Annotated in this window: 19 protein-coding genes; 18 read left to right on the top strand and 1 reads right to left on the bottom strand. The window is 60.5% G+C overall.

Annotated features, from left to right (window positions below; all coding sequences use genetic code 11):
- Positions 1 to 30: 30 nt before the first annotated feature.
- The gene (locus AC04MI_RS03340) at positions 31 to 2,106 is read left to right on the top strand and encodes a putative bifunctional diguanylate cyclase/phosphodiesterase (RefSeq protein ID WP_476497082.1); all 2,076 of its coding nucleotides are present in this window, start codon (positions 31 to 33) and stop codon (positions 2,104 to 2,106) included.
- A gap of 224 nt (positions 2,107 to 2,330) precedes the next feature.
- On the opposite strand, the gene AC04MI_RS03335 is transcribed toward AC04MI_RS03340, so the two are convergent.
- On the bottom strand, positions 2,331 to 2,813 hold the full coding sequence (locus AC04MI_RS03335; protein ID WP_056059598.1) for an Hcp family type VI secretion system effector: 483 nt from the start codon (positions 2,811 to 2,813) through the stop codon (positions 2,331 to 2,333).
- 769 nt (positions 2,814 to 3,582) lie between these two features.
- Here AC04MI_RS03335 and AC04MI_RS03330 point away from each other — a divergent pair.
- From AC04MI_RS03330 to tssG, 17 genes are all read left to right on the top strand, one after another.
- A complete protein-coding gene (locus AC04MI_RS03330) occupies positions 3,583 to 5,568 on the top strand; it encodes a serine/threonine-protein kinase (RefSeq protein WP_476497081.1) in 1,986 nt (661 codons plus the stop codon).
- A gap of 100 nt (positions 5,569 to 5,668) precedes the next feature.
- Positions 5,669 to 6,421 (top strand): PEGA domain-containing protein, encoded by a 753-nt coding sequence (locus tag AC04MI_RS03325; RefSeq protein WP_260666155.1) that lies wholly within the window; start codon positions 5,669 to 5,671, stop codon positions 6,419 to 6,421.
- 4 nt (positions 6,422 to 6,425) lie between these two features.
- A complete protein-coding gene (locus AC04MI_RS03320; RefSeq protein WP_146191211.1) occupies positions 6,426 to 6,902 on the top strand; it encodes a TssQ family T6SS-associated lipoprotein in 477 nt (158 codons plus the stop codon).
- Between the two features lie 33 nt (positions 6,903 to 6,935).
- The gene (gene tagH, locus AC04MI_RS03315) at positions 6,936 to 9,038 is read left to right on the top strand and encodes a type VI secretion system-associated FHA domain protein TagH (RefSeq protein ID WP_476497080.1); all 2,103 of its coding nucleotides are present in this window, start codon (positions 6,936 to 6,938) and stop codon (positions 9,036 to 9,038) included.
- Positions 9,035 to 9,823 (top strand): PP2C family protein-serine/threonine phosphatase, encoded by a 789-nt coding sequence (locus tag AC04MI_RS03310; protein ID WP_436078318.1) that lies wholly within the window; start codon positions 9,035 to 9,037, stop codon positions 9,821 to 9,823. Before tagH ends, AC04MI_RS03310 begins: the two co-directional genes overlap by 4 nt.
- A 38-nt stretch (positions 9,824 to 9,861) precedes the next feature.
- Positions 9,862 to 10,440: a type VI secretion system lipoprotein TssJ gene (tssJ, locus tag AC04MI_RS03305; RefSeq protein ID WP_233250246.1), complete on the top strand. Its 579-nt coding sequence runs from the start codon at positions 9,862 to 9,864 to the stop codon at positions 10,438 to 10,440.
- Between the two features lie 4 nt (positions 10,441 to 10,444).
- Positions 10,445 to 11,779, top strand: a complete 1,335-nt coding sequence (gene tssK / locus AC04MI_RS03300; protein WP_116748803.1) for a type VI secretion system baseplate subunit TssK — start codon at positions 10,445 to 10,447, stop codon at positions 11,777 to 11,779.
- 9 nt (positions 11,780 to 11,788) lie between these two features.
- On the top strand, positions 11,789 to 13,132 hold the full coding sequence (locus AC04MI_RS03295; protein ID WP_436078317.1) for a DotU family type VI secretion system protein: 1,344 nt from the start codon (positions 11,789 to 11,791) through the stop codon (positions 13,130 to 13,132).
- The gene (tssM, locus tag AC04MI_RS03290) at positions 13,129 to 16,773 is read left to right on the top strand and encodes a type VI secretion system membrane subunit TssM (RefSeq protein ID WP_436078316.1); all 3,645 of its coding nucleotides are present in this window, start codon (positions 13,129 to 13,131) and stop codon (positions 16,771 to 16,773) included. Before AC04MI_RS03295 ends, tssM begins: the two co-directional genes overlap by 4 nt.
- Positions 16,755 to 17,495: a type VI secretion system-associated protein TagF gene (gene tagF / locus AC04MI_RS03285; RefSeq protein WP_436078315.1), complete on the top strand. Its 741-nt coding sequence runs from the start codon at positions 16,755 to 16,757 to the stop codon at positions 17,493 to 17,495. The genes tssM and tagF overlap by 19 nt, the downstream gene beginning before the upstream one ends.
- 36 nt (positions 17,496 to 17,531) lie before the next feature.
- Positions 17,532 to 18,530, top strand: a complete 999-nt coding sequence (tssA, locus tag AC04MI_RS03280; protein ID WP_476497078.1) for a type VI secretion system protein TssA — start codon at positions 17,532 to 17,534, stop codon at positions 18,528 to 18,530.
- A gap of 308 nt (positions 18,531 to 18,838) precedes the next feature.
- A complete protein-coding gene (tssB, locus tag AC04MI_RS03275) occupies positions 18,839 to 19,387 on the top strand; it encodes a type VI secretion system contractile sheath small subunit (protein WP_056059615.1) in 549 nt (182 codons plus the stop codon).
- Between the two features lie 26 nt (positions 19,388 to 19,413).
- On the top strand, positions 19,414 to 20,913 hold the full coding sequence (gene tssC / locus AC04MI_RS03270; RefSeq protein ID WP_476497077.1) for a type VI secretion system contractile sheath large subunit: 1,500 nt from the start codon (positions 19,414 to 19,416) through the stop codon (positions 20,911 to 20,913).
- A gap of 280 nt (positions 20,914 to 21,193) precedes the next feature.
- Positions 21,194 to 21,949, top strand: a complete 756-nt coding sequence (locus AC04MI_RS03265; protein WP_476497075.1) for a type VI secretion system accessory protein TagJ — start codon at positions 21,194 to 21,196, stop codon at positions 21,947 to 21,949.
- Positions 21,950 to 21,961: 12 nt separating this feature from the next.
- Positions 21,962 to 22,486 carry a type VI secretion system baseplate subunit TssE gene (gene tssE, locus AC04MI_RS03260; protein ID WP_056059623.1) on the top strand — a complete coding sequence of 175 codons (525 nt, stop codon included), beginning with the start codon at positions 21,962 to 21,964 and terminating at the stop codon, positions 22,484 to 22,486.
- Positions 22,487 to 22,502: 16 nt separating this feature from the next.
- On the top strand, positions 22,503 to 24,377 hold the full coding sequence (gene tssF, locus AC04MI_RS03255; RefSeq protein WP_436078314.1) for a type VI secretion system baseplate subunit TssF: 1,875 nt from the start codon (positions 22,503 to 22,505) through the stop codon (positions 24,375 to 24,377).
- Positions 24,374 to 25,477: a type VI secretion system baseplate subunit TssG gene (tssG, locus tag AC04MI_RS03250; RefSeq protein WP_056059627.1), complete on the top strand. Its 1,104-nt coding sequence runs from the start codon at positions 24,374 to 24,376 to the stop codon at positions 25,475 to 25,477. The genes tssF and tssG overlap by 4 nt, the downstream gene beginning before the upstream one ends.
- Positions 25,478 to 25,489: the final 12 nt, after the last annotated feature.

The raw sequence follows: 25,489 nt of genomic DNA, 5'->3' as shown, positions 1-25,489 counted from the left end.
TATAACAAACAGATACGTACCGAGCGGTCCATGCCAGACTCATCCAACGCAGCCAACACGCCAGGTCAAGGGGGTTCCAGCGACTCGCTGCTGCGCCTGATCGCCGACTCGGTCCCGGCCCTGATGGCTTACTACGACCTGCCAGGCCTGCGCTGCCAGTTCGCCAACCAGGGCTACGCCGCCTACAACGGCCACAGCACAGAATCCATCCTGGGCCTGACCGTGCAGGAGGCGATTGGCGACAAGGCCTGGCAGGCCATCCAGCCGTACGTGGAGCGCTGCTCACACGGTGAGCGCGTGAAATACACGCGCGAGCAAACCCTGCCCAACGGCGAGGTGCGGATGATCGAGGTCAACCTGATCCCGCATTTTGGCAACGCGGGGCTGCAGCTCGGCTCCTTTGTGCTGATCACCGACATCACCGAGCGTTGGCGCGCCGAGCGCGAGGTACGCCAGAGCGAAGAACGCATGCGCAAGTTCACCGAGGCCACGGACGAGGCCATCGTGTTCCATCGCGACGGCATCATCACCGACGGCAACGAGGCACTGTACCGCTTGACGGGATTTGCACTGCACGAAGTGCTGGGCCTGTCGATCTTCAACTTCATTAGCCCCGAGTGGCGCGCCACCGCGCTGGAATACACCCGCAGCGGACGGGAGGATCCGTACGAAGTCACCATCCGCCACAAGGATGGGCATCCCATCCCCGTCGAGGTCGTCGGCAAGACCATGCCCCTGCACCATGCCGACTACCGCATCGTGGTGGTGCGCGACATCACGGCCCGCAAACAGGCGCAGGAGCGCGAAGCCTTCATCGCACTGCACGACCCCCTCACACAATTGCCCAACCGGCACTTCCTGATGGAGCAGCTGTCGCAGGTGCTGTCGCTGGCTCGCCGGCGGCATGGCCGTGTGGCGGTGCTGTTCATGAACCTGGACCATTTCAAGACCGTGAACGACTCGCTCGGCCACCATGCGGGCGACCAGCTGCTGTGCAACGTCGCCGAGCGACTGCGCCAGGGTGTGCGCGATGCCGACGTGGTCGCGCGCATCGGCGGCGACGAGTTTGYSGTGGTGCTGMCCGACGTGCAGACGCCCGATGACGCGGCCATGGTGGCCGACAAGCTGCTGGAGTCCATGCACGGCGTTTTCACGGTCGATCAGCTGCCGCTCACCATCTCCCCGTCCATCGGCATCAGCCTGTACCCGGACCACGGCGGCAGCGCCGACATGCTGCTGCGCTGCGCCGATGCGGCCATGCAGCATGCCAAGGACAGCGGGCGCGGCAACCGCCAGTTCTACGCCACCAGCATGGAGGCCAGTGCCCTCGATGTGCTGCACCAGGAGCGCCTGCTGCGCGACGCCATTGCACGCAACGACTTCGTGCTGCACTACCAGCCGCAAATTTGCCTGGCCGACGGTTCGCTGCAAGGCCTGGAAGCGCTGGTGCGATGGCTCCACCCCGAGCGTGGGCTGGTGGGGCCCGACGAGTTCATCACGTTCTCGGAGTCACGGGGCCTCATCACGCCCATCGGCCGCTGGGTGATGCGCGAAGCCTGCCGCCAGCTCAAAGCCTGGCAGGACCAGGGCCTGGCCAAGGTGCCCGTGGCAGTCAACCTCTCGGCCCTCGAATTCCGCCAGCGCGATGTGGCCGCTGAAATCGCGGCCGTCCTCCAGGAAACAGGGCTGGAACCGCAATACCTGGAGATCGAACTGACCGAGTCCGTGCTCATGCACCAGACTGGCCAGACCCTGAACACCCTGCACGCCGTCAAGGCATTGGGCGTCGGCATCTCCATCGATGACTTCGGCACCGGGTACTCCTCCCTGGCATATCTGAAGCGCTACCCCATCGACAAGCTCAAGATCGACCGGTCATTTGTCACCGACACCCCCGGCAGTGCCGACGACGTCGCCATCGTCACCGCCATCATCCAGATGGCCCGCAGCCTGCAGCTCAAGACGGTGGCGGAAGGGGTGGAGACGCAAGGGCAGATCGCATTACTCAAGGAACTGGGGTGCGATGTGATCCAGGGGTTTGTGGTGTCGGTACCGATGGATGAGACGATTGCGCGGGAATGGCTGGAGAGTAACGGTAGTGGGTAAAACCGTTTCCGACGGATGGACCGCCAGCCCCCCAGTTCTCGGTGAAATGGCTTAGCGGCAGCCAACGGCTGGGCCCGCTCTCATTTCCTGCTCGCACATCGAATCGCGTCGATCTCACAAGTCACTGAGGCCGAGAGCGAACGCTTGCAGGAAAGCCGGCGCCCTACAGTACGACACTTGGATAGCGCTCACCCAAGTGGGCGCTATCACAAGCAGCCGTGCGTTCAGGCTTCCTTGTTTTCTTTGATGCTGAAGCCCATCTGGCTGGTAGCGCCCTTGCCGCCTTGGTTGGTCTGTTCGGAGTACTCCGTCTTGATCTTGGCAGCCTGGAACGCGTAGTTCACGACCACGGTGTCGCCAGAACTTGTACCGCTGACGGTCACGTTGGTAACCATCACGTCCGTCAGGGTGATCTTGCCGAATTCAATCTGCGTGCCACCGGCCTTGCACATCGAAATTTCTACCTGACCCAAATGCTTGCCCGTGGCGCAATGCTTGAGCACAGCGGGATAGCACTTGTCGATGTTGGCGACAACATTCAGGTTTTGAAAGTCAGCCTTACCGGCACCGGCACCACCACCAGAGGCCATAGAGTGCGGCTGGGTCACACCCCAGGTAAACGACTCGACATCCGTCCAATCCTTGTGCGCTGCGTCTTTCGATTCACCGCTCGCACCTTCCACCTTCATAAAAATCGCAACTGTCATTCGGGTACCTCTCCTTGGTTCAAAAATGCGTTGCAGGCGCCGTTGCTTGAACGGCACACGCACGCTCTCAATTTCCGCAGAGGCAGCGTTGCGCCCCCACAGAATTCACGACTGAAGGAGAGGTACGAAGCTCACAGCCGGCATGCGAGACATGCGGAAACACTGTGCCATACGCAACCACTACGCTCACCTTGGAAACGTGTGTTTGTTTGTGCATATGGAGCTTCGCTTGCTTGAATTCCCCTCCCTCGCAAGCTTGTTGGCGGGCGGATGATACGGACGCCAAGCGCCCGGAGGGGTATCAAGTCACAGCAATTCAGCGGCTCTCAGCAACATTAGCAACAGTGTGTTTCGCAGCATCTGAAGTCGTGGTTTTGTGACGTTTTTTGCAATTTGTCCACGTTAGACTCGCCCGCCACAAACGCACTACAAGTAACTTGGCGATGAGTGCTCTTCAGGAGGCGAACATGACTGCGAAGGGTTGTGCCAACGATTGACTCTAGTGGCTTGGCGAAGAAACAAAAATGCCAGAGCCTTCCCCGTCAATCGAAAACGATTGAGGGCGTTGAAAAAGTCTTCCATACGTCAGGGGCGCAGTAGTCCGACAAGTTGCAGCGGTCAAGCTGCGACAACGTAAATGGCATACACAGCGAGACAAGTCAGCACATTGCAAGAGCAGACAGCGTCAGCTCCGATTGCAGGAGCACTGAAGATCTACTGACCGCTTGGGAAAAGCCGATGAGGCGATGAATACACAGGGAGCCACGTGATGATTGAGACCGCAGGAGGTTCGGCAAACTGCCTCGCGCCGGGCGTCCATATCGGTGAATACCGGCTGTTGGACGTCATTGGAGAAGGTGGTTTTGGCATTGTGTATCGCGCCCGCGATGTGAGCCTTGACAGGATTGTTGCCATCAAGGAATACATGCCCGCCACGTTGGCGGGGCGTAAATCATCCAACGAAATCCACGTCCGTTCGCAGCATCGTGGGGCATTCGATGCCGGGCTGCGAAGCTTCATCAACGAAGCCCGACTGCTGGCCAAGTTCTCGCATCCAGCTCTGGTACATGTGTACCGATTTTTCGAACTGAACGGCACGGCCTACATGGTCATGCGCCATTACGAAGGGCAGACGTTCCGAGCATTTTTGAATGCCCAACAAGTACGCATGAATCAACGCATGCTGGCCGCGATCGCAGGCCCCATCCTCGATGTCGTCGAGATGCTGCATGCAGCCGATTGCTACCACCGCGATATCGCTCCCGATAACGTATTCCTGCAAAACTCAGGGATGCCTGTGCTGCTCGATTTTGGGGCCGCTCGGCGAATCATCGGTGACATGACGCAGGCCCTGACGATGGTGTTGAAGCCAGGCTTCGCTCCCATTGAACAGTACGTAGATGACGGCGCCATGCCGCAGGGAGCATGGACCGACATTTACCAAATTGGCGCGATGCTCTACCTAGCGATCACCGGGAAGCCACCAGCAACATCGGTCGCCAGAATGATCAACGATCCGGTGGCAGCTTTATCGCCCGCTGACTACCCAGGATACTCATCCCAGTTTCTGCGTGGAGTGGGTCACGCATTGGCGGTGAAACCTCAGGAGCGACCACAGACGATTGCTGCACTCAAGGATCTGCTCGGCATCACAACGTTCACCATGCCCATGCATGCGCCCTGGCACGATGTCTTACCAGGTGCTCAGGTGGTTACCTCTTCGCTCCCCCATCCAACGCTCGCAGCCTCGGACAACACGGGCCTGCATGAGTCGTTGAAACCCACTGGCGTAGTTGCCGAGGCCAACGCATCATTGCCGTTAAACCATTCGGCAGAACCCGCTCAGCGCGAGCCCGTTACCGCGATGGCCACCCATGCGAACCAGACACTTCCGCAAGCAGCAGTCGTCGCCAGCGACATCGACATCGACATCGACATACTGAAGTTTGCCCCCCAGACATCGTCTGCTGCATCAACTAGCAACGCCACAGCAACACCCCAACTGCCCGCGAAGCCGGACGCTCGAGAACGCCAAAATGCGGAGATCAGCAGCGATCTGCGACACACGCGCACACGCGCTTTGACGCTGCGATGGACGATTGCGGCCCTCGCGCTGTTCGTAGCCACTGCGTTGGTTCTGTGGTTGACCAAGCACGACGTGGCCGCGCACCAGTCCGCAGAAGAGATAGCACTGAATCTGGAAGACCAACATTGGAAAGAAGCACAAGCTGCGGGCTCTGCAGCCATGCTGGACTCGTACCTGAGCGCCTACCCGAAGGGCAAGCATCGCAGCGAAGCGATGGCCCTCATCAATCGTCTGGAATTTCTAGACCCGGTTGTCAGTCCGCCGCCAGCTGCCTTAGCGTCAGCACCCACCCAGCCTGTCGTTGCCGCGACCTCTGCGCCCTCAGCGTCAGAGCCGCCTGCAACAACGGCCCCAAAGGCTGTGGCGGTGGCAGCGACGACACCACCGCCTGCGCCCAAAGGAGATCCTGCCGTTGCAGATTCGGTAGTAGCAGCCAAGACTCCGCCAAAGACAGCGGGAGAAGTAGGGCGTATTGTTCTGCGCGTAAGCCCATGGGGCCGGATCTCGGTGAACGGCAACTCTTTGGGAACCACGCCACCACTGACTTCCATCGAGCTTCCTGAAGGCTTGCATCGCATTGACGTGAGCAATCCGGCCGCAGCGCCAGTCACCAAGACAGTCCAGGTCAAAAAAGGCGAGCCGGTGGTGATCAGTCACCAGTTCGAATAATTCACGTCCGCGAGCGCCTGCTGTCGATATGCCAATAAACGCTTTACTGCGATGGGGAGCTTGTTGCCTGTGCCTGGGTCTAAGCACTGCAATCGCCTCGGTGGATTGCAACGAACCAAGCAAACCTGAAGCGGGGAACTCGGTTTCTTCGGCTGGACGTCAATATCTGGGACAGGGCATATCGCTCTACGAGACGCGAAAGCTGGAGCTGGCAGAAAAAGCACTACAGGCTTCACTGTTTGCAGGTCTGACAGATGGGCACGAGCGATCTACTGCCCATAAATACCTTGCGTTCATTTATTGCACCAATCGGGAATGGGCCCGGTGCGACACCGCATTCAACGCAGCTTTCGACGCGCGCCCTTCGTTCACGCTCGAAGCGTACGAGCTGCAGAACACGCCGTGGCGGGATGCCTATACGAAGGCATACAGCCAGCGCGGCGCAAAGTGCGGCCGGTCCTTGGCAAGTTTCAGCAACAGTCAAGGATCTTCCCCAGGGAATGGCAACGCTCTTACCTTTTCGCTCAACAGCACTGTGATCACAGCTATCACGCCGCTGTTGGCCGTTGCAGGCTATCCCACACCATCGTTCGACCCGACGTCCCCAATGGCACTGGGTTCGCGGAGGCCCATCCGCTCCGAGAACAACATTCAGCTGCGCGTTTCACCGTGGGCCCATGTGACTCTCAATGGAAAGCGAGTGGGCGTGACTCCTCCGCTCACAGAACTCAAGCTCCCCCCAGGCTCACACAACATTGAATTCAGCAACCCCGGCTTCGATACCGTGCGCAAAACGCTCAAGGTCGAGCCAGATCAACCGATCACGATCACCCATGACTTTGACGCGAGATAAATCCATGCGAAACCGTTACTGGAGCGCCTTGATCGTCGCCTGCGCCAGCCTTCTCCTGGCCGCTTGCGAAACAGCGCCAAAGCCCCCCGAGCCGCAGGTGGAAGCACCGCCACCACCGCCACCAGCTCCCGAGCCCGTCGCACCGGTGGATCCGCGCGCGCAGAAAGAGGCACAGCTGACCGAAGCATTGAACGCGTACGCAGAAGGGCAGTTCGATGAAGCCATCGTCAAGCTCACACCTCTTGCCGACGCCCCCGAGCTACCGCTGACATTGCAAATCAAGGCCCGCAAGTTCATGGCCTTCAGCCACTGCGCCGCAGGGCGGCCGCGCCCCTGCCGACAGCAGTTCGAACTCGCCCTCGAGCAGGACCCCACGTTCCAACTCACCGAGGCAGAAAAGGGCCACCCGGTCTGGGGCCGTGAATTCATCAATGCCCGCAATGCTGCGCGTTCCAAGCGCAACACCCGCAAGACATCCTGACGCTCCTCCAGACAACGCACGCGCAAATACGCAATGGACAAGATAGAACTGGTGGTCACACACGAAGCGGGTAGCCCGGTCTGCCGCTATTGGTCCGCCATCTTTGGGATGGCAGGCGGGACCGTGGGTCGTGCAGGGCAAAACAAGCTGGTATTGCCCGATGACGACGCGATGGTCGCGCGCGTGCATGCCATGGTCCGCCTTGACTCCGACCGAGCCTATATCGCCAATCTGTGCGAACGACGCTCAGTGCGCGTAAACGGGCTGGAGGTGCTGTCCGGGCAAGAGGTACCGCTTGKACCCGGCACAAGCATAGGCATTGGTCCATATCAACTGCGCGCAGTCATTCCAGGGCAACACCAGGATGCGCAGGCTACCCAGGCGAAGGTCTCCCGCGCGTTCACAGAAGGCATCTCGGAGGCCACATCGGCAGCCGGCAGTGACACACAGCCGGGTACATCCACACCGAGCGCCAATGCCGCAACCTCGGCGATCGGGCTCGCCTCCCTGCCCAACCCCTGGGCAGACATACCAGACATCGTCGGAGGAGATGCACACCTGTCAGGCCTCTTGCTCTCGTCCCTGCCCGAAGCACCATCGCAGCACGATGCGGAGGCCAGCCCCTTCGCAATGCTTGGACGGGTCGAGGCCCGCTCTGCGGCAGCGCTCGTCCCTGAACGGTCCGCCACCGGGCCAGGGCCCGCCGCGGCACTGACAGTGGCGCAATCGGCCTCTGCCGCCCCTGTTGCGGACGGGCTGCATGCAGACATTCCGACGGAACACGCCCCACCCCACCCGTTCGATATTTCTGCCGCTACAGCCAGGCCCACACAGGCACCGCCGACAGCGCATCGAGCGATGGTCATTCCCGACGACTTCAACCCATTCGCAGTTGATCCCAGGGAGCAAGCCCTCCAGCGTGACCCCTGGAGCGGGAATCTTGCCGCCAAGAGCTTGGCTGAAGTGGTTCAACTCAAGAACGATGGCCTGCTCCAGGCATTGCCCAAAACGGGGCATTTCGCGGGCGAAATGGACAATGCTGCGCATACCGGGCTGCCCAAGCAGTTGGATCCAGCCATCGAACTGAACCCGCTGAAGCTCTTTCGTGAGCCCGGGGAGTCGATGTATGTGGAGCCAGAAGACCATGGCATGTCCCGCGGCTCGGATTTGGCCCAGGTGTTCAACATGCCCCGCGATGCCCAACGGCGCCATGCGACAGCGCTGCCAGCTGCGGTCGCCCATGGGCTCCCCGCCACCAACCGCCTCAACGTCGAGGCAACTCCGGTGGCTGCGCCGCCCGTTGAGTCTGTTGTAGAGGCAGGACTTCACGCCATGCAAGGGCTGGACTTGGCTCTGTTCGACGGCGGAGACGCTGCGCAGGCACTGCGGGAGGAGGACTTGCTGAAGATCGCAGATATCCAGCCGCCGCACCTATGGGAGAAGGCGATCCCCACGCACGCCACGCAGCCCGCGTCACCCCCTGCGCCGACACCGACCGCCGCTGACGCCCACGTAACGGCGCAGACAACGGTAGCTTCATCGGATGCACTCGCCGCTGCTTTTCTCCAAGGCGCGGGGATAGAGCAAGGCAAAGCACACGTCACCATCACGCCGGATTTCATGCGCGCTTTCGGCGAAGCACTGCGGGTAGCGGTACAAGGCTCTATCGACCTCCTCTCCGCGCGCTCGGAAATCAAACGTGAATTCCGAGCGGACGTCACGATCATTGCCTCCGGGGCCAACAACCCCCTCAAGTTCCTGCCGACGGCAGACGGTGTGATGCTGCAGCTTATTGGACAGACGTTTCCGGGATTCATGAAGCCGGTACCCGCAATGAAGGAAGCGTACAAAGACCTGGCGGTACACCAGATCGCACTGATGGCCGGCATACGAGCCGCCTACTCAGAAGCCGTGGCAAGCCTCAGCCCAGCAGAGCTAGAGAAGAAAGCTGCGGTAGCGTCTAGCCTGCTAACCAAAATATCCAGAGTGCATCGCAAAGCCGCCTTGTGGGACGACTTCCAGCAGCAATATGACTCGGTGCGTCGCCATGCAGAAGACGACCTAATGGCGTTCTCCGGGAAAACCTTTGTGAACGCATACGAAGCCGCCGCACAGTCTGCCGAGGAGCATTCGTGATCGCACATATCGCAGGAGAGTCGCACCGCCTGCGGCTGTCGGTATCGGCCATCACCGACAAAGGCGGCCGTGCCTCCAACGAAGATTACCTAGGCATGATAGATCTGGGATCGAGAGGCTTTTGCTGCACCCTGGCGGATGGAGCTGGAGGCCATGGCAACGGTGCGCTGGCCGCGCGCCTGACGGTGGACGCCGTACTCGGAGGTTACCGCGAGAACCCTATGTTTGCGCCAGCCAGCCTGGCATCGCTCATCTTTCGCGCCGAACATACAGTATCTGAAGAACAGCCCACCTCCGTTTCGCGGATGCACATGAGCGCCACCGTGGTCCTGCTGTGCATAGATCCGGTCACCGGCCGCGCGCTGTGGGCGCATTGGGGCGACTCGCGCCTTTACTGGTTCCGGGAAGGCCGGGTTCACCGCATGACCGAAGACCACAGCGTTGTGCAGCAGCTTTTGCACGCTGGCTTGTATGCCAACGGCGATCCCAGGTCGCTGCCCAATCGCAGTGTCCTGGCCGGTGCAGTGGGTGCCGAGTCGCAGGTACCGCCCACCGTGCTGCCTGAATCCGTGGAGCTGACAGAGGGTGACGCCTTTCTGCTGTGCTCCGACGGACTATGGGAAAACCTACACGAGTCCGCGATGGAACAAGCGCTGCGGGCCGCAGAGCGGCCCGACGTCTGGCTACAGGACATGGCGGAAGCCGTTCGCTCCAAAGACCGTCCCCATCAGGACAACCTCAGCGCGCTGGCCGTGTGGGTATCCGCAAACCAGACCGTCAACTGAACTGAATCGAACTGCCCACTGAACGGGAGGATGCCGCCATGCAGATGACCAAGAAAGCCGTATCAAGGCGAACGATCCTGAAGACCACCCACTGGCTGTCAATGGCAGCGCTGCCTCTGTCCGGATGCGGCGTGGTGAACACACTCAATCGCCCCAGCGAGGCGCCCACCGGGGTGCCGCCAGCCGTCATCGAGATCATCGCCGAGCGCAGCCTGAACCCTGACGTGGACGGCATGCCCAAGCCGGTACTGCTGCGCATCTACGAATTGCGCACTCCCGTCACCTTCGAACGCTCCAGCTTCTTCGACCTGTTGGACAAGGACGAAAGCCAGCTCGGCGGCGACTTCGTGCGGCGAGAAGAGATCCTGATTGCACCGGGTGAGCGCCGCGTCATCGAACGCAAAGGCAACCCCGACGTGCGTGCCTTCGGTTTCTTCGCCAGCTATCGCGACCTCGAGCGCAGCACCTGGCGTGCACATGTCGATGCCCCGAACTCGGTGGAAATGCGCCGCCGCTGGTGGGGCCTTGGAGAAACACAGCGGCTCAAACCCGTTCACTACCTGGTCACGGTCTCGCGCGACGCCGTACGGGTTCAACATCAAATCACTTCAAGGTAGAACCATGGTTTGGCAACGCAAGGTGGTGTGGGCGGAAGGGATGTTCCTGCGCCCTCAGCACTTTCAACAACAAGAGCGACACCTGGACTTTCTGATCCAAGGGCGCAGTCTTTCCGCCCAGCCTTTCTACTGGGGGTTTTCAGAGCTGACCCTGGACACCCAGATGCTGGCCCTCGGCAAGGTTGCACTGATCTCTGCGCAAGGTGTGCTACCTGACGGCACGCCGTTCAGGATCCCGGATGTGGACGATGCCCCACCACCGTTTGATGTGGGGAAGAACACCAAAGACACGCTGATCCATCTGTCACTCCCGCTGCGGCGGCGTAGCGGCGCAGAAGTAACCCTTGCCGACGACGACGCAGGCATGACGCGTTACCAAGCGCAGGTGCTGGAAGTGGCAGACATTAACGACGTTGGCGCGCAGCCGGCGGAGGTGCAGTTGGGCATCGCCCGGTTCAGCCTGCGCACATCACACGATCTTTCCGACGGTTGGGTATCTCTGCCCGTGGCCCACGTGGTGGAACGCAAGGCGGATGGAGCAGCGTTGCTGGACAAAACCTTCATCCCGACTGTCGTCAACAACTCTGAAACCTCCGCACTATTCGCGTTTTGCCGAGAACTTCACGGCCTGTTGCGCCAGCGGGGCGTCGCGCTGGAGGAGCGGCTGATCCAGCCAGGGCGCGGCGGTGTCGGCGAGGTGGGTGACTTCCTGATGCTGCAATTCATCAACCGATGGGAGCCCGCGGTAGAACATTGGGTCAGGATTCGCAGCATTCACCCTGAGCGCCTCTTCGATGACCTCCTGAAAATGGCGGGAGAGCTGTCCACCTTCACCCGCGAGCAACGACGCCCCGCGCCACTGCCGGCTTATGACCACGACGACCTGCGCAGCTGCTTTCCGCCCTTGATGCTGGAACTGCGCCGCGGCCTTTCGTCGGTGCTTGAGCAAAACGCTATCCAGATCGAGCTGCAGGAGCGGCAATACGGCGTTCGTGTAGCCCTCATCCCGTCCACCGAGCTGCTGACCACCTGCGATTTCGTGTTGGCAGTACACGCCCAGACCACGGTGGAATTCCTGCGCACCCACTTTCCCACCCAGACGAAGCTGGGGCCTGTCGAGAAGATCCGGGACCTCGTCAACCTCCACCTGCCCGGCGTCACCCTGCGATCGCTGTCCGTGGCTCCACGCGAAATCCCTTATCACGCGGGGTACTCCTATTTTGAGGTTGACACCACACACGACCTGTGGCGCCAGCTCAACAGCTCAGGGGGCCTAGCCATGCATGTCTCGGGCGAGTTCCCGGAGCTGGAGTTGGAATTCTGGGCGATCCGCAGATAAGAACAACCCATGTCGATCCCAATCACGGACAACGTTTTCGCGTTCAGCGCCAGTGACCATACCGAGCATGGCGCACTCGGAACGCCTGAAATATCCATACCTGGAGCAGGCGCCCAGAACATGTCATGCACCAACCTGCCCGATGTGGTCAGCGGTGGCAATCCACTGGTGGCATCCGCGAACGTACTGCTAAATCTTGTGCCGCAGATCCGGGCGATGGCCTCCAACGCGGACCCTGAAGGCTTCCAGCGCCTGCTACTTGCGAACATCCGCGAATTCGAGCGCAGCGCGGGCGTCGCGGGCGTTCCGATCGAGACTGTTATCGGGGCAAGGTACTGCCTGTGCACCGTGGTGGACGAGGCTGCGGCGCAAACGCCTTGGGGCGGATCTGGCGTTTGGCCCAAGTTCAGCCTTCTGGTTGCGTTGCACAACGAAACCTGGGGGGGCGAGAAGTTCTTCCAGCTGCTGGCCAAGCTGGTTCAGACACCCCACCAACACATCGACCTGATCGAGCTGATGTACTTCTGTCTCATGCTCGGTTTTGAAGGACGTTATCGCGTGATCGAGAACGGACGAAGCCAGCTGGAAACGCTCAAGGCGCGGCTGTTGGCTCTGATCGAGAGTACACGTGGCGATCGCAGCGGCGCACTATCACTTCACTGGAAAGGCGAGGAACGCAGGGCGGCGCCTCCGTGGACCATGGTGCCGCTTTGGGTAGCTACAGCACTCGCGCTGCTGCTCGCGTTCGCCCTCTTCCTCTGGTTCAGCTACCGACTCGCAGCCCAGTCTGACGCGCTGTTCACCTCCATCAACGCTATCCGATTCCCCAGAGCCATCGCGGCCATGGCGAGCGTGGACAAGCCCAGGCTGCGCCAATTCCTCGAACCTGAAATCCGCGAAGGTCTGGTCGAGGTCATTGACCAGGCGGACCGCAGCACCATCATCCTGCGCGGCGACGGCTTGTTCGAACTGGGCTCCAACGTGGTCAAACCTCGCTATGTGCAGGTGGTTCAGCGCATTGCCACCGCCTTGAACGAAGTGCCCGGCAAGGTGGTCGTGAACGGCTACACCGACAACTCGCCCATTCGCACGGCCAGGTACCCATCCAACTGGCACCTCTCCCAAGACCGAGCTCGGTCCGTCTCTGACATGCTGCTGAGCACGGTTCGGGACAGTCAGCGCGTGCAGGCTGAAGGCCGCGGAGAAGCGGATCCTGTGGCGCCCAACACCACAAGCGAAGGCAAGGCGAGAAACCGACGCGTAGAAATCGTTCTGCTGGTCGCACCGCAGGTACGTGACAAGGAATTGCAGCTCAGCGGTAATGCCCCGCGGACTGAAAGCATCAAGAAATGAGCATGCTGAGACATATGGCAGCGTTGCTGTTCAATCGTTTTACTCTGGCCTTCATCGGTCTGGTATTGCTGAGTCTGGTGATCTGGTTCATCGGCCCTTTGGTTTACATCAAGCCGTATCAGCCACTGGAAAGCGAAAACGTGCGCTGGGCCCTCATCGCCGCGCTATTCACCATCTGGGTGATCAAGCTACTCTTTCACTGGTGGCGTGCCAAACGCATGAACGACAAGCTCATGGGGCAGATCGCACGGATCACTGCTGGCCGTGATACCCCCCAAGAACTTGCACCTGGTCAAGAGGAGGTGACTGAACTGGAGGGGCGCTTCAAGGAGGCCGTAGAGGTTCTTTCCAAGACTCGCTTTGGCACTACCGAAAGCGGCCTGTTAGGCCGCTTCACCAAGCGCTACGTGTACCAGCTGCCCTGGTACCTGATCATCGGCTCTCCAGGATCGGGCAAGACCACGGCACTGGCCAACTCGGGGCTCGACTTTCCACTGGCCGAACAGTTCGGCAGGGGCTCAATCCGAGGCGTGGGCGGCACACGCAACTGCGACTGGTGGTTCACAGACCAGGCCGTGCTGCTGGATACCGCCGGCCGGTACACGACGCACGACAGCGATGTCGTGCAAGACAAAGCCGCCTGGTCGGGCTTTCTACAGCTTCTGAAGCGCTTTCGCGGTCGGCAGCCCATCAATGGCGTCATCGTGACGCTCAGCGTACAAGAGCTCTTGAGCAGTACCGAAGCGGAGCGCGCGCGCCTCGCCAAGACCATCGGTGCGCGGCTCGGGGAGTTGTGCGATGAACTGGCAATCAAGTTCCCGGTGTACGTACTGATCACCAAGGCCGACCTGCTGGCGGGCTTCAACGAATTTTTCGGCCAGATGACGCGCGACGAGCGCGCCCAGGTGTGGGGCTTCACCCAGCAATACCGAGAGAATGTGCCGTCCAACGATGACCCTACGGCCCAGTTCACTGCAGAGTTCGACGCGCTGGTGGCACAAATCAATCGCCTGTTGCCCCATCGCCTGCTGGCGGAACCGGATCTTGCCCGGCGTGGACTGATCTACGGGCTGCCCCAGCAGTTTGTGGGCCTGCGCGAACTGGTGCACCAAACGTTGCAGGAGGCTTTTTCATCCTCGCGCTTCAAAGAGAAGCCCCTGTTCCGTGGCGTGTATTTCAACAGCGGTACGCAAGAGGGCATGCCCTTTGACCGTGTGCTGTCGGCACTCAAGCGGCGGTTCGCCATCGCCACCCCGCTGAAGCCTGGAGCAGGGCAGCAAGGCAAGAGTTTTTTCATCGAAACCCTCTTCAAGGGTGTGATGTTCAACGAAGCGGGGTTGACAGGCCGCAACGCCAAGAAAGAGCGGCAGCTCCGACTGCTGCAGGCTGGCGGTCTCATCGGCTTGGCTCTGGCACTGAGTGGTGCTGCGCTGGCCTGGGGCATCAGTCACCAGAACAACCTGGGGTACCTGGAGGAAGTAAAGACCAGTGTGGGCACCTTGCGACAAGCGGTCGAAGAGGCCAAAACGGGCGACCCGGAAAATCTGGTGGCGCTATTGCCGATGCTAGACCATGCGGAATCCCTCGCCGTCAGTGAGCGCTACACAGGCTCGCCACCGCTGAGTTGGCGTTGGGGCCTGCTGCAGGTCCCGAAAGTAGAGACAGCAGCAGACACCACCTACCTGCGCCTTCTGGAAGATGCGTGGCTGCCCGGTATCGTGCGGCAGTTGCGCCGCTCGTTGCAGCAAACCTCGACAAGCAACCCCGAGGCCAGCTACGAAGCGCTGAAGGCATATCTGATGATCCATGACGCCGATCGCTTCGACGCCCGAACGGTGAAGGCATGGATCCGGCACGAATGGGACGCCAGCCTGACGCCGCAACTGCTGCAGGCGGGCGTGGGCGATCGCCTATCTCACCATCTGGACCGGCTCATGGACGAACGCGTGGTGATATCGTCAACCCCGGTCGACACCGCACTGGTGGCGGAGGTACGCCAACGCCTGGCACAGATGTCCCCAGCGCAGCGGGCATATAGCCGCTTGAAGCAACTGCTGATCACGGGCAATAGCCTGCCAGCGGACTTCAGCGTCGTGCGGGCCAGCGGCCCCGAAGCACCCCAGGTGTTCAGCCGCCGCAGCGGCCGGCCCCTGACGCAGGGAATATCCGGACTGTTCACCTATGACGGATACCACGGTGTGTTCCTGCACGAGCTGCCCAAGGTCACAACGCTGCTGTCCAAGGAAGAAGGCTGGGTGCTGGGGCAGGCGGACGGCAAGCGCAGCATCGCTCAGGAGGTATTGACCGGTCAGGTCGCCAACGAGGTGAAACGCCTGTACCTGATGGAGTACGCCAAGCTATGGGAGGACTATCTGGCCGACGTACGCCCCACCCGCATCGGATCACTGGACCAGGCAGGGGAGCAGGCTCGCCTGTATTCATCTGCCAATTCGAGCCTGGAACAGTTCATCCGCGCCGTCGCCAAGGAGACGACGCTTGCACGCCGCCCCGATGCAGATGCCGATAGCAGCGGCGCCAGCACCAGCAGCTGGCTGGGAGATAAGCTGAACCGCATTCGCGAGGAACAGCGGCAGCTGAGCAGGCTGACCGGTAAGCAGGTCAACGTGGGAGGCCTTACGCCCAGTGGAACGCTCGAAGCCGACATCGTGGACTTCCGCTTCCGCGAATACCGCCGGCTCGCGACCAGCAACGGGTCGAGCCCTTCGCCACTGACACAGAGCCTGCAGGTACTCAACGAGGCATCTGCCGTGATCGCATCGGCGCGACAGCAGGTGAAATCGGGTGGCACCATCCCGCCGACGCTGTCGTCGACCCTTGAAAGGGTGCGTGCAGAAGCCAAGCGCCTCCCTCCGCCTCTCAACCTGATGTACACCGATCTGGCTGAAGCGACATCCACCCTGGTCGGACGGGACGTACGCAGCACCATTGGCGGTAATCTGAACGCGACCATCGGGGACTTCTGCCGCCGCGCCGTGCTGGGCAGATACCCCTTCACACGCAGCGCAGGACGCGACGTCACCGCTGATGATTTCGCCAAACTGTTCGCCATGGGTGGCGTCATGGACGAATTTTTCCGCAGCACGCTACAGCCCATGGTCGACATATCCGCTTCCACCTGGACCTTCAAGCAGGGTGTGGACGGAACGCCGGTCGGAGGATCTGCGTCGCTGGCATCCTTCCAGAAAGCGGCCACCATCCGCGATGTCTACTTTCGGGCAGGAGGCAAGGCACCCGGTATCCGTCTGGACATCAAGCCCATCGAGATGGACGCGGCCATTTCGCAGATGGTCTTGGACGTGGATGGAGACGTGCTTCGCTACCAGCACGGGCCGCAGATCCCTAAATCCATGAATTGGCCAGGCACGCGGGGCACAGGCCAGGTAAGGCTGCAGATCACGAGCACCAACGGTGAAAACTCGGGATTGGTCACGGAAGGTCCATGGGCGCTACATCGGCTATTTGACCGCGCACAGCTCCTTCCGGGCAATGCGCCGGAGAAGTTCTCCGCGATCTTCAACGTAGATGGGCGCCGGGTACGGTTTGAAGTCACTACCAGCAGTGTGTTCAATCCATTCCGCCTCAAGGCGATGGAAGAGTTCGAATGCCCAAGCAACCTTTGAGCAACGACCTCCGCAGCATGCTGGCGCCTTCTTCTGTCGCCTGGTACGGCAAATTGCCAAGCCTGGGTGACTTCGTGGGCAGGCGTATGCCGCATGCCCTCAGTAGCGAGTGGGATGCGTGGATGCGAGAGGGGATGGAACAACTGCGCCGGGCAGACGGCGCAGGCTGGTCGGATACCTTCGTGAACGCCCCGTTGTGGTTCTTCATTGCCTCTTTGAGCACACAGGGCTCACCGGTAATTGGCGCACTCGCGCCCAGCGTGGACCGTGTCGGGCGCTATTACCCACTCACCGTGATGGCAACGGCGCCGCATGCGGGTTGCCCATTTGCAGACGACCTGCAGGTCAAGGCATTCCTCGCGGGAGCGCGCTCTGCCATTGTGGAGGCACGACGCCGCGCGCTTTCTGTGGATGACTTGGATCGACGTGTCAGCCTGTTGCCCAACCCCTTCGGCACCATACTGCCCAGCGAGCGCGAGCCATCTCTCATCCAAGACATCCTGTCGGACCTCCACGAGGCTTCGCAAGCTCACCAAGCAACAGCAAGCGATCTCGCTGAAAACATCACGCTGCCTGCAGGCGAATGGAGAGCGCACACGGCTCTCTTTGGCGAGCAAAGCCTGTGGTGGATATCTCCCACCCATCGCCTGGAATCCCAGGAACTGGTGCATCACGGCAAGGCCGACCGCTGGCTCTTCGCTCAATTGTTCTCCAAACATTGACGGAACCCGCCTTCCCTGGATCAAGGCCCCTTCACCATGACAAACCTCGACGAACTCCTGAACGAAGCTCCCTCCGCGCCTCCGTGCGGCCCCGAGATGACCTATGCGGCGGAATTTCTGGCATTGGAGCAATTGGCCCGCGGAAAGGTCGAGCAGCAGTACGGCGACACCATCATTCCCGCCGAAGATCCCGACTGGCAATCTGTGGAAAGCAATGCCTTGCAACTGCTGGTGCAGAGCAAGGACATGCGAATCGCCGGACTGCTGTGCAGATCCTGGACAAACACCGAAGGGCTCATCGGTCTGGCCCGCGGATTGGAGTTAATGGGAGCCCTCCTGGCAAAGTACTGGGGCGACATTCACCCACTGCCTGAAGACGGCGACTATTTCATGCGCATGAACGCCGTTGCCATGCTCAACGACGTGACCGGGCTGCTGCGCGAGTTGAGGCAAACGGAGTTCCTCGCCTCCAATTTTGGTCACTTCACAGTACGCGACGCAGAAGTGCTGGCGCGCGGACAGCGTGCGGAATCCAATGCACAGCTCACCATGGACCAACTGCGGCTGGGCATGGCTAACGCCGTGGAACAAGGGCACGCCCTGCTTGTCGCGGTCCCCCGAGCGAAAGAGGCGCTAGAACAGCTAGTGCGGTTGTGCGACGACAAGCTGCCCCACCACCAGCGGCCCGACATGGGCAACATTCAATCATTGGTAGCGCTGCTCCACAGCCTTCTGCCCAAGTCAGAACAAGCCGTTGCCGTTTCCAAAGGACTAGGCGACGGACCAGATGTAGTTGTCACCGCCGTGCCAGCCGTCGGCCAGGAGATCAAGACCCGGGAGGATGCGATCAGACAGTTGGTCAAGATCGCCGAGTTCCTCGAATCCACCGAGCCCACCAACCCCGCCTCGCTCCTGATTCGCCGATCCGCAAAACTGRTGGGCATGAGCTTCATCGACCTCCTTCGCGAGCTCGCACCACAAAGCCTTCAGCAGATCGAGTTAATCACAGGAGTCCAGCCTGAACAGACCTCTTGAACTACGAACTGTAACAGTCGCTACGCAGGCAGATCGGATACTGAAATACAGAAACAGTAGCCCCGTTCAACGCATACAGGCTCCACGAAATTGTGGACTTTCCCACCTCCCAGTGGAGATTCTTCGAAGCATGCGCGTCATGGTCACCCCAAGGGCTGTGTGCGACAAAAAGACCGTCCAGGAACGACTCGTTTCAGCCACGACAAACCGTAGCGAATTCACACAACTTTGTAAGCATTTGAACCGGCAACCACGAGGTCTCGGCCAAAGGTTGATCGAACCAGACAACTTGAGAGAGAGAGGTAAACATGTCAATCACCAAAGTGGGAAAAAGCGGGCAGAAGTTCATCGCACGAAACCGGGCGCCACGCGTGCAAATTGAGTACGACGTGGAAATCTATGGGTCGGAGAAAAAGGTGCACATTCCCTTTGTCATGGGCGTGATGGCCGACCTGTCCGGAAAGCCGCTTGAAAACTTACCGGAAATCGCCGATCGCAAATTCCTGGATATCGACATCGACAACTTCGATGCCCGCATGAAATCCATCAAGCCTCGCGCTTCCTTCCTGGTGCCCAACACACTCACTGGTGAAGGCTATTTGAGCGTGGATCTGACGTTTGAAAGCATGGATGACTTCTCGCCTGCCGCGGTGGCCCGCAACATCGGCCCACTCAACACACTGCTGGAGGCTCGCACCCAACTCCATAACCTGCTTTCGTACATGGACGGTAAGCAGGGAGCAGAAGAGCTGATCCGCAAGGTACTCCAGGACCCTGCACTGCTCAAGTCACTGGCTGCGAGTGCCAAGCCCGCCGCAGAAGCCGCTGAGACGCCAGCTCAAAACGACGCCGCCTGAGACATCCCTGCCAACGGAGATCACCCATGAGTGCAGTAGTAGCCACCACAGAATCAACCACCGCCCAGTCGCTAGAAGGCCACGACTTTGCGGCCTTGCTGAACAAAGAATTCAAGCCCAAAACCGACCAAGCACGCGACGCAGTAGAAGCTGCCGTACAGACGCTTGCACAGCAGGYGCTCGCATCGGTAGCCACCATCTCCAACGATGCGTACCAGACCGTGCAAGCCATCATTGCAGAGATCGACCGAAAGTTGTCCGAACAAGTCAACCTCGTGATTCACCATGCGGAGTTCCAGAAGCTTGAAGGCGCCTGGCGCGGCCTACAGCATCTGGTGACCAACACCGAGGTGGACGAGATGCTCAAGATCCGCGTGATGAACATCTCCAAAAAGGAGCTTCATCGCAACATGCGACGCTACAAGGGCGTGGGCTGGGATCAGAGCCCCATCTTCAAGAAGGTTTACGAGGAGGAGTACGGCCAGTTCGGCGGAGAGCCCTTTGGATGTCTGGTGGGCGACTACCACTTCGACCASAGCCCGCCGGATGTCGAACTGCTGGGGGAAATGGCCAAGGTGGCGGCAGCAGCCCACTGTCCCTTTATCTCCGGCGCATCTCCCGCGCTGATGCAGATGGACTCATGGCAGGAACTGGCCAACCCTCGCGACCTGACCAAGATATTCACCAACACCGAGTACGCCGCTTGGCGCAGCCTGCGCGAGTCCGATGACTCCAAGTACATCGGCCTCGCCATGCCACGCTTCCTGGCCCGCCTTCCCTACGGCGCCAAGACCAATCCGGTGGACGAGTTCGACTTTGAAGAAGAAACTGCCAGCGGCAACCACAGCAAGTACTGCTGGGCGAATTCGGCGTATGCCATGGCGGTAAACATCAACCGCTCTTTCAAATACTACGGCTGGTGTACATCCATCCGCGGCGTGGAATCCGGCGGCGCAGTGGAGAACCTGCCCGCACACACATTTCCCACAGACGATGGTGGCGTGGACATGAAGTGCCCCACCGAAATCGCAATCAGCGACCGCCGGGAGGCGGAGCTTGCCAAGAACGGCTTCATGCCGTTGGTACACCGCAAGAACTCGGACGTTGCAGCCTTCATTGGTGCGCAGTCGCTGAACAAACCCGCCGAATACTACGACGCCGACGCCACGGCGAACGCCAACCTCTCGGCACGGCTGCCTTACATGTTTGCGTGCTGCCGCTTCGCGCACTACCTCAAGTGCATCGTGCGCGACAAGATCGGYTCGTTCMRSGAGCGCRRSGACATGGAGCGCTGGCTCAACGACTGGATCATGAACTACGTCGATGGGGATCCTTCCAACTCTTCCCAGGAGACCAAGGCACGAAAGCCCCTGGCCGCAGCTGAGGTTGAGGTGAATGAAGTGGAAGGCAATCCGGGGTACTACACCTCCAAGTTCTTCCTGCGCCCKCACTACCAGCTCGAAGGSCTSACGGTRTCGCTGCGACTTGTGTCCAAACTGCCTTCTGTCAAAGAAGCAGGCAACTGACCGGCAGCGGTCCTGCCAGGAAGAAGGCACACGCTAACAAAAGCTAGCGTGACTCCATCGCTGTTTTCGCGACCTGGCGCCTCACCCAACTTCCGCTGATTGACCTGCCGTCGTTTGCAGGCAGGCAGGTACTTTTCACGAATTTGAGTCCAAGCGCACCGCTACTCGGAAGGGCCGCAGTGCATGCCCCACCTTCGTCGGATGACCGACATCGCAATCGATCATCCGTCAAGGCGATTTAGCACGCCGGCACCCAAAATGATCAACATCAGCTTTCAACGTGACTGCCATTCTCTTTGACTCCCAAAGCCCGTTGGACCTTCAACTCCATCGCGTCAAAGACGCGATCCGGGCTGAGCCCTCCAAGGCCTCGCTGCGCACTTTCTATTTCCAGTTGCTAGCGGTACTTGGCGACTGGGACAAGGCGCTGGCGCAGTTGCAGGTATGTGCGCAGCTGGATCCCAAGGCCATTCCGATGGCACATGCCTATCGGGAAGCCATGCGCTGCGAATTGCTGCGCACCGAGGTGTTTGAGGGGCGTCGCACCCCTTACATCCTGGGGGAACCGCCTGCATGGCTGAGTTACATGGTGGACGCCCTCAAAGCAGAGTCAGAAGGGACTCCCAATGCTGCGCTGCAATTGCGATCCCTTGCCTTGGACATGGCACCGGCTCGCTCCGGAAAGCTCAATGGCGAACCGTTCGAATGGCTGAGCGATTCCGACTCGAGGCTGGGGCCAGTGCTGGAGTTTCACACCAACGGCTGCTACTACTGGGTTCCCTTCTCAGCGGTGCATAGCATCGCCATGGAAAAACCCGCAGAGCTGGTGCTGGTCAACGACAGCACGCTAAAAGGCCTGGTACCCACGCGCTATCCGCTGCAGGCTCACGATGACGACGGCCTGAGGCTGGCACGACGCACGGAATGGGCAGAGATCGGTGACGAGCATGTGGCAGGCCGGGGGCAACGAATGTGGGTCTCTGACCAGGGAGACCACGCATTGCTCGATGTGCGCACTATCTCCTTCCTGGATTGACGTATTCCTGTCATGCAGTCCAGAAGACTGAGCGGTTTTGGAACCGAAAAGGATCGCCTGCAGCCGGCTCTGCTGGATCGCCTGACCGACCATGAGCCCACCCAACGGACGGAGCAGGCCGATGCTGTGTATGTCACCGAGTCGCGCCTGCGCGGCGCGTTGCTGCGCGATCTTGGCTGGCTACTCAACGCAAGCAATGCTTCGGGACACATCGACTTTTCCGGACTTGCGCATGCTGAAAGATCCACCCTGAACTATGGGATGAATCCCCTGGCGGGCAAGCTGCTTTCCGATCTGGACTGGAAAGACGTCGAAGCCAATGTGAGCCGCGCGATCCTGGCGTTTGAGCCCCGGGTCCTGCCCGACTCACTGACGGTGACTCTCCTGCCGTCGTTCGATTCACTCAACCACCACAACACTTTGCAATTCGAAATCCGATGCCAGTTCTGGTCCATGCCCTACCCTCTGGAGCTGCTGCTCAAGACGAGCCTGGACCTAGAAACCGGTCAAGTGGTGTTGTCGGACCTTAGAAGCTGACACCGAGGACACACCGATGAACCCGCGTCTGGTGGAGTACTACAACCGAGAGCTGGCCTACCTGCGTGAGCTGGGGGCCGAGTTTGCTGCCGCATTTCCAAAAGTGGCCGGCCGGCTCGCGCTGCGAGACCTGGATGTGGCAGACCCGTACGTTGAACGTCTCCTGGAGGGGTTCAGCTTCCTGACCGCGCGGGTGCAGATGAAGATGGACGCCGAGTTCCCACGGCTTTCACAACGCATCCTCGAGATGGTGTGCCCYCACTATCTGGCCCCCACCCCCGCCATGGTGGTCGTCCAGATGTCTCCCAGCGATACCGAGGGCAACGTGGCAGACGGCTATTGCCTGCCCGCTGGCAGCATGCTGCGCTCACGCAAGACCCATGATGACCAAGTACCGTGCGATTTTCGTACTGGGCACGACGTCACTCTATGGCCTATTGCACTGTCCCGCACAGTTCTGGGTGGCCCTCCACTGGACCTCCCCCTCTCCCGCTTCGGATTGCAGCATGAGCCGGCAGGGCATTTGCGCCTGGAAATCGAAACCCAGGGGGCTACCGACTTCGCGCAACTGCCGATGGATCGGCTGGATATGTACATCCACGCATCTGACGCTGTGGCGTCTCATCTGCAGGAGCTGTTGCACGAATCTCTCCTCGGCATCGTGGTGCACGATGCACAAGACCCGACCCGGGTGCACGGATACCTCTCAGCCCACGCCCTTCGTGCCGAAGGGTATGAACAGAGTCAGTCCTTGCTGCCTTATTCGCACCGGGCGTTTCAGGGGCACCGGCTGCTGCATGAGTATTTCGCCTTTCCGCCGCGCTTCCGGTTTTTCTCCATCCAAGGTCTGGCGAGTTCGCTACAGGTGATCCCTGGGAGGCGTCTGGCCATGACGCTGCTGCTACGCAAGGCAGCCCCAGACCTCGAACCGGTGGTGGATAGACAAAATTTCCTGTTGCACTGCACACCCGCGATCAACCTGTTTGAGCGCATGGCGGACCGCATCCACGTGTCGGCCGGTGTCAACGAGTACCACGTGGTGATGGAACGCACCCGCCCACGCGACTTCGAGGTGTACAACGTGCTCAGCGTCACCGGCCACCAGGAGGGCCAGGTGAACGACCGGGAGTTCGTTCCCTTGTATGCCTCCGTGCACGGCATACGCTCAGACGACCAAGCGTACTTCGCTGTACGGAGGGAGCCCCGGCTGTTTTCGGAGCACGCCGTTCGTTTCGGGCCCCGGACCCAATACCTGGGCAGCGAAGTTTTCCTGTCGCTGGTGGACCAACGAGCAGCCCCTTTTTCAGACGATCTCAAGCAGCTTTCGGTACGCACCCTGTGCACAAACCGCGATCTGCCTCTGCTGATGCCGATCAATCAAGCCGGGGGGGATTTCATCACCCTCGACTCGGCGCCCATCGGCGCCATACGCACCGTCGCTGGACCATCGCGACCCATGGGCAGCGTGTCAGAGAACGAGATCACCTGGAGATTGATCTCGCATCTGTCGCTGAACTACCTCGCGATGACCGACCTCTCGGAGCAGGAAGGCGCAGCCACGCTTCGCGAACTGATGAACCTCTATCTCGCCTTGGGCAACCATGCCCTCACCGGCCAAGTTGCCGGGCTGAAGGAAGTCAGTATTCAACCCATCACCAGACGCCTTGCTCAACACAGCCAGCTGATATACGGCCGGGGAGTGGGGATCACACTCACGGTCGATGAATCTTCGTTCGCTGGCGTGAGCGCATGGCCGCTAGCCTGTGTGCTTGAGCGCTTTTTCGCGCGCCATGTGGGTGTCAACAGCTTCACAGAACTGTCTTTGCACTCGCGGCAACGAGGGCCACTCGCCAAGTGGGACGCTCGCCCAGGCCAGAGGCCGAATACATGACCGGCGCAGCATCTCCAACCGGGGAAGACCCGTTGCAGCGGCATGATGGCAGCGCCGACCTGTGGCAACGACTGCGCAGCGATCCACACGCCTTCGATCTGTTCTTCGCGTTGCGATGGCTGCAGGCTCGCCATCCGGACCTACCGGTTTTGGGCCGCGCTGCGCGCCCGCAAGCCGAGCCGATCCGCCTGGGACAGGACCCTTCTCTCGCCTTCGCCCCGGCCACCATCGCGGAGGTGCTGCCAGCCGTTGCAGGCCAGCCGGAGCGGTTGATGGTCTGGAACTTCGGCCTGTATGGTCCCAATGGCCCGCTGCCTACCCACCTGACGGAGTACGTCCGCGAGAGACAGCGCCAATACGACGACCCGACGCTGGCCCGGTTCTCCGACATCTTCCACCACAGGCTGCTGCTGCTGTTCTTTCGTGCATGGGCCGATGCCCAGCCCACAGTATCCCTGGACCGGCCCGGTGACGGGATGTTCGGGCGCCACCTGGCCAGCATCATTGGCATCGGTGAACCATCAGCACGACGCCGCGATGCGGTGGACGACCACGCCAAGCTTCACATGGCCGGGCACCTCACGCGCATCACCCGCAATCCGGAGGGCCTGCAGCGTGCCATCGCCAGCTACTTTGGAGTGCCCGTCGCTCTGAACGAATACTGCTTGCATTACTTGGAGCTCGAACCCTCGCAGCAAACCCGTCTCTCGCGGCATCCCTGCAACTCTCAGTTGGGGGTCGATACGGTGGTGGGATCCAGGGTTCCGGATGCGCAAAGCAAGTTCCGGCTTCGCATTGGCCCCATGACACTGGCGCAGTACGAGCGCTTTCTTCCGGGCCATCCAGATTTCCAGGCACTCGTGGACTGGGTGAGGAACTACCTTGGTATCGAGTACGCCTGGGATTTCGAGCTCGTGCTACAGCGTGAGGAAGTCCCCGGCACGCGTCTGGGAGGCGGAACCCGCCTGGGCTGGACCAGTTGGATGCTCGACGGCCCTGCGGCCTCTGATGCGGATGATTTCCGTCTGGACCCGGAAAGCTGGTTGCATTCGCGCAGCCAGCAGGTCAGAGCGCGCGCGACCATGCCTCCGGGCGCATGACAAACCCTCGTT

The organism is Acidovorax sp. LjRoot204, from assembly GCF_056175785.1.
This window is presented reverse-complemented; position numbering and strand designations above follow the sequence as displayed.